The sequence below is a fragment of the Vibrio sp. R10-SG3-ISO3 genome, from assembly GCF_059834225.1.
Genome location: NZ_JCBDHE010000031.1, coordinates 1 through 5,469, shown reverse-complemented (window position 1 = coordinate 5,469; position 5,469 = coordinate 1). Strand labels below are relative to the sequence as shown.

2 tRNA genes and 3 rRNA genes are annotated in these 5,469 nt (G+C 50.3%); all 5 read left to right on the top strand.

Annotation, left to right across the window (positions count from 1 at the left end):
- Positions 1 to 27: 27 nt before the first annotated feature.
- The 5 genes from AC6R1A_RS07680 (at position 28) to rrf (ending at position 5,469) form a co-directional block, all read left to right on the top strand.
- Positions 28 to 1,579: ribosomal RNA gene (locus AC6R1A_RS07680) — 16S ribosomal RNA — on the top strand.
- Between the two features lie 88 nt (positions 1,580 to 1,667).
- Positions 1,668 to 1,743: transfer RNA gene (locus AC6R1A_RS07675), tRNA-Glu, on the top strand.
- 20 nt (positions 1,744 to 1,763) lie between these two features.
- Positions 1,764 to 1,844 (top strand) — tRNA-Lys (locus AC6R1A_RS07670).
- Positions 1,845 to 2,378: 534 nt separating this feature from the next.
- Positions 2,379 to 5,268: ribosomal RNA gene (locus AC6R1A_RS07665) — 23S ribosomal RNA — on the top strand.
- 85 nt (positions 5,269 to 5,353) lie between these two features.
- Positions 5,354 to 5,469, top strand: a 5S ribosomal RNA gene (rrf, locus tag AC6R1A_RS07660).
- Together the 16S, 23S and 5S rRNA genes with 2 tRNA genes alongside form the textbook arrangement of a ribosomal RNA operon.

Genomic DNA, 5,469 nt, shown 5'->3' with positions numbered 1-5,469 from the left:
CAGTATTCATTGAGCCAACAAAACTTTAAATTGAAGAGTTTGATCATGGCTCAGATTGAACGCTGGCGGCAGGCCTAACACATGCAAGTCGAGCGGAAACGACTTAACTGAACCTTCGGGGAACGTTAAGGGCGTCGAGCGGCGGACGGGTGAGTAATGCCTGGGAAATTGCCCTGATGTGGGGGATAACCATTGGAAACGATGGCTAATACCGCATAATGCTTTCGAGCCAAAGAGGGGGACCTTCGGGCCTCTCGCGTCAGGATATGCCCAGGTGGGATTAGCTAGTTGGTGAGGTAAGGGCTCACCAAGGCGACGATCCCTAGCTGGTCTGAGAGGATGATCAGCCACACTGGAACTGAGACACGGTCCAGACTCCTACGGGAGGCAGCAGTGGGGAATATTGCACAATGGGCGCAAGCCTGATGCAGCCATGCCGCGTGTATGAAGAAGGCCTTCGGGTTGTAAAGTACTTTCAGCAGTGAGGAAGGTGGGTGCGTTAATAGCGTACTTGTTTGACGTTAGCTGCAGAAGAAGCACCGGCTAACTCCGTGCCAGCAGCCGCGGTAATACGGAGGGTGCGAGCGTTAATCGGAATTACTGGGCGTAAAGCGCATGCAGGTGGTTTGTTAAGTCAGATGTGAAAGCCCGGGGCTCAACCTCGGAATTGCATTTGAAACTGGCAGACTAGAGTACTGTAGAGGGGGGTAGAATTTCAGGTGTAGCGGTGAAATGCGTAGAGATCTGAAGGAATACCAGTGGCGAAGGCGGCCCCCTGGACAGATACTGACACTCAGATGCGAAAGCGTGGGGAGCAAACAGGATTAGATACCCTGGTAGTCCACGCCGTAAACGATGTCTACTTGGAGGTTGTGGCCTTGAGCCGTGGCTTTCGGAGCTAACGCGTTAAGTAGACCGCCTGGGGAGTACGGTCGCAAGATTAAAACTCAAATGAATTGACGGGGGCCCGCACAAGCGGTGGAGCATGTGGTTTAATTCGATGCAACGCGAAGAACCTTACCTACTCTTGACATCCAGAGAACTTTCCAGAGATGGATTGGTGCCTTCGGGAACTCTGAGACAGGTGCTGCATGGCTGTCGTCAGCTCGTGTTGTGAAATGTTGGGTTAAGTCCCGCAACGAGCGCAACCCTTATCCTTGTTTGCCAGCACTTCGGGTGGGAACTCCAGGGAGACTGCCGGTGATAAACCGGAGGAAGGTGGGGACGACGTCAAGTCATCATGGCCCTTACGAGTAGGGCTACACACGTGCTACAATGGCGCATACAGAGGGCGGCGAACTTGCGAGAGTAAGCGAATCCCAAAAAGTGCGTCGTAGTCCGGATTGGAGTCTGCAACTCGACTCCATGAAGTCGGAATCGCTAGTAATCGTGGATCAGAATGCCACGGTGAATACGTTCCCGGGCCTTGTACACACCGCCCGTCACACCATGGGAGTGGGCTGCAAAAGAAGTGGGTAGTTTAACCTTCGGGAGGACGCTCACCACTTTGTGGTTCATGACTGGGGTGAAGTCGTAACAAGGTAGCGCTAGGGGAACCTGGCGCTGGATCACCTCCTTATACGATGATTATCGTTATGAGTGTCCACACAGATTGATGGTTTATGTAGTTTAAGAGATAGAAGATATCCCAATATCTTCAACTTAGTGTCCCGTTCGTCTAGAGGCCTAGGACACCGCCCTTTCACGGCGGTAACAGGGGTTCGACTCCCCTACGGGATACCACTTCCTTTGTGAAGTAAAAGGGGTCTGTTAGCTCAGTTGGTTAGAGCAGTTCGACTTTTAATCAATTGGTCGCAGGTTCGAATCCACTGCACGACCCACCACATTTTCTCTTATGCGGCGTTAAGTTGCTCGTTGTGTACTGGTGTACACGGCCTTACATTGTTTCCTTGCATACGAAAATATTACCCGCATACTGATGGGCGCTATAGCTCAGCTGGGAGAGCGCCTGCCTTGCACGCAGGAGGTCAGCTAGTTCGAGCCTGCTATCGCTCCACCATCTTTAAGTGCACTTCTTTTGATAAGAAAGACGATAGTGCTTTTAAAAATGGTTTCGAAAGCTTTATTGCTTCGAAAAGCTAGCTCTTTAACAATTTGGAAAGCTGACAAAACAACAATTTATTGTTGTTTGTAAAGTTCTCAAAGTATTCATGTATTTGAATACACAAAAACACATTCAAGTGTTCTTGGCTTTTTGTTTTCACTTTTTATAAAAAAGTAAAATAAAAAGATATTTGAGTCCGGCAAAATCGAGTCTGCATCATGTTTAAATAATTGCAGACAACTTTGGTTGCTTAGTTTGTTTTCACTTTTCAAAGTGAAAGCAAATGAGCCAATAAGACCCTTTGGGGTTGTATGGTTAAGTGACTAAGCGTACACGGTGGATGCCTTGGCAGTCAGAGGCGATGAAGGACGTATTAACTTGCGATAAGCCCAGATTAGGTAGTAAAAACCACTTGAGTCTGGGATTTCCGAATGGGGAAACCCACCTGCATAAGCAGGTATCGTTATGTGAATACATAGCATAACGAGGCGAACCGGGGGAACTGAAACATCTAAGTACCCCGAGGAAAAGAAATCAACCGAGATTCCGAAAGTAGCGGCGAGCGAAATTGGACTAGCCCTTAAGCTTTATATGCGTTAGACGAACGGTCTGGAAAGTCCGGCAATAAAGGGTGATAGCCCCGTAGTTGACAACGCACATTCAGTGAAATCGAGTAGGGCGGGACACGTGATATCCTGTCTGAATATGGGGGGACCATCCTCCAAGGCTAAATACTACTGACTGACCGATAGTGAACCAGTACCGTGAGGGAAAGGCGAAAAGAACCCCTGTGAGGGGAGTGAAATAGAACCTGAAACCGTGTACGTACAAGCAGTAGGAGCGGACTTTGTTCCGTGACTGCGTACCTTTTGTATAATGGGTCAGCGACTTATATTCAGTGGCAAGGTTAACCATCTAGGGGAGCCGTAGGGAAACCGAGTCTTAACTGGGCGCTCAGTCTCTGGATATAGACCCGAAACCAGGTGATCTAGCCATGGGCAGGTTGAAGGTTGAGTAACATCAACTGGAGGACCGAACCGACTAATGTTGAAAAATTAGCGGATGACTTGTGGCTAGGGGTGAAAGGCCAATCAAACCTGGAGATAGCTGGTTCTCCCCGAAAGCTATTTAGGTAGCGCCTCGGACGAATACTACTGGGGGTAGAGCACTGTTAAGGCTAGGGGGTCATCCCGACTTACCAACCCTTTGCAAACTCCGAATACCAGTAAGTACTATCCGGGAGACACACGGCGGGTGCTAACGTCCGTCGTGGAGAGGGAAACAACCCAGACCGCCAGCTAAGGTCCCAAATTATTACTAAGTGGGAAACGATGTGGGAAGGCTTAGACAGCTAGGATGTTGGCTTAGAAGCAGCCATCATTTAAAGAAAGCGTAATAGCTCACTAGTCGAGTCGGCCTGCGCGGAAGATGTAACGGGGCTAAGTAATAAACCGAAGCTGCGGCAATACCTTTTAGGTATTGGGTAGGGGAGCGTTCTGTAAGCCGTTGAAGGTGTGTTGTAAAGCATGCTGGAGGTATCAGAAGTGCGAATGCTGACATGAGTAACGATAAAGGGGGTGAAAAACCTCCTCGCCGGAAGACCAAGGGTTCCTGTCCAACGTTAATCGGGGCAGGGTAAGTCGACCCCTAAGGCGAGGCCGAAAGGCGTAGTCGATGGGAAACGGGTTAATATTCCCGTACTTCAACTTATTGCGATGGGGGGACGGAGAAGGCTAGGTGGGCCTGGCGACGGTTGTCCAGGTTCAAGTGCGTAGGCTTGAGAGTTAGGTAAATCCGGCTCTCTTTAAGGCTGAGACACGATGTCGAGCGCCCAAGGGCGTGAAGTCATTGATGCCATGCTTCCAGGAAAAGCCTCTAAGCTTCAGATAAGTTGGAATCGTACCCCAAACCGACACAGGTGGTCGGGTAGAGAATACCAAGGCGCTTGAGAGAACTCGGGTGAAGGAACTAGGCAAAATGGTACCGTAACTTCGGGAGAAGGTACGCTCTTGACGGTGAAGTCCCTTGCGGATGGAGCTATTGAGAGTCGCAGATACCAGGTGGCTGCAACTGTTTATTAAAAACACAGCACTGTGCAAAATCGTAAGATGACGTATACGGTGTGACGCCTGCCCGGTGCCGGAAGGTTAATTGATGGGGTTAGACTTCGGTCGAAGCTCTTGATCGAAGCCCCGGTAAACGGCGGCCGTAACTATAACGGTCCTAAGGTAGCGAAATTCCTTGTCGGGTAAGTTCCGACCTGCACGAATGGCGTAATGATGGCCACGCTGTCTCCACCCGAGACTCAGTGAAATTGAAATCGCTGTGAAGATGCAGTGTACCCGCGGCTAGACGGAAAGACCCCGTGAACCTTTACTACAGCTTGGCACTGAACATTGAGCCTACATGTGTAGGATAGGTGGGAGGCTTTGAAGCAGGTACGCCAGTATCTGTGGAGCCGACCTTGAAATACCACCCTTGTATGTTTGATGTTCTAACTTAGCCCCGTTATCCGGGGTGAGGACAGTGCCTGGTGGGTAGTTTGACTGGGGCGGTCTCCTCCCAAAGAGTAACGGAGGAGCACGAAGGTGGGCTAATCACGGTTGGACATCGTGAGGTTAGTGCAATGGCATAAGCCCGCTTGACTGCGAGAATGACAATTCGAGCAGGTGCGAAAGCAGGTCATAGTGATCCGGTGGTTCTGAATGGAAGGGCCATCGCTCAACGGATAAAAGGTACTCCGGGGATAACAGGCTGATACCGCCCAAGAGTTCATATCGACGGCGGTGTTTGGCACCTCGATGTCGGCTCATCACATCCTGGGGCTGAAGTCGGTCCCAAGGGTATGGCTGTTCGCCATTTAAAGTGGTACGCGAGCTGGGTTTAGAACGTCGTGAGACAGTTCGGTCCCTATCTGCCGTGGGCGTTGGAAGATTGAAGGGGGCTGCTCCTAGTACGAGAGGACCGGAGTGGACGAACCTCTGGTGTTCGGGTTGTGTCGCCAGACGCATTGCCCGGTAGCTAAGTTCGGAATCGATAACCGCTGAAAGCATCTAAGCGGGAAGCGAGCCCTGAGATGAGTCTTCCCTGGCACTTTAAGTGCCCTTAAGGGTTGTTCGAGACTAGAACGTTGATAGGCAGGGTGTGTAAGCGCTGTGAGGCGTTGAGCTAACCTGTACTAATTGCCCGTGAGGCTTAACCATACAACACCCAAAGGGTTTTGATGGACTCAATGAAGAACATTGAATGTGTAAGAACTGAAAACAGCTTTCCGAATTAAAGAATTTGCTTGGCGACCATAGCGATTTGGACCCACCTGATTCCATGCCGAACTCAGAAGTGAAACGAATTAGCGCCGATGGTAGTGTGGGGTTTCCCCATGTGAGAGTAGGACATCGCCAGGC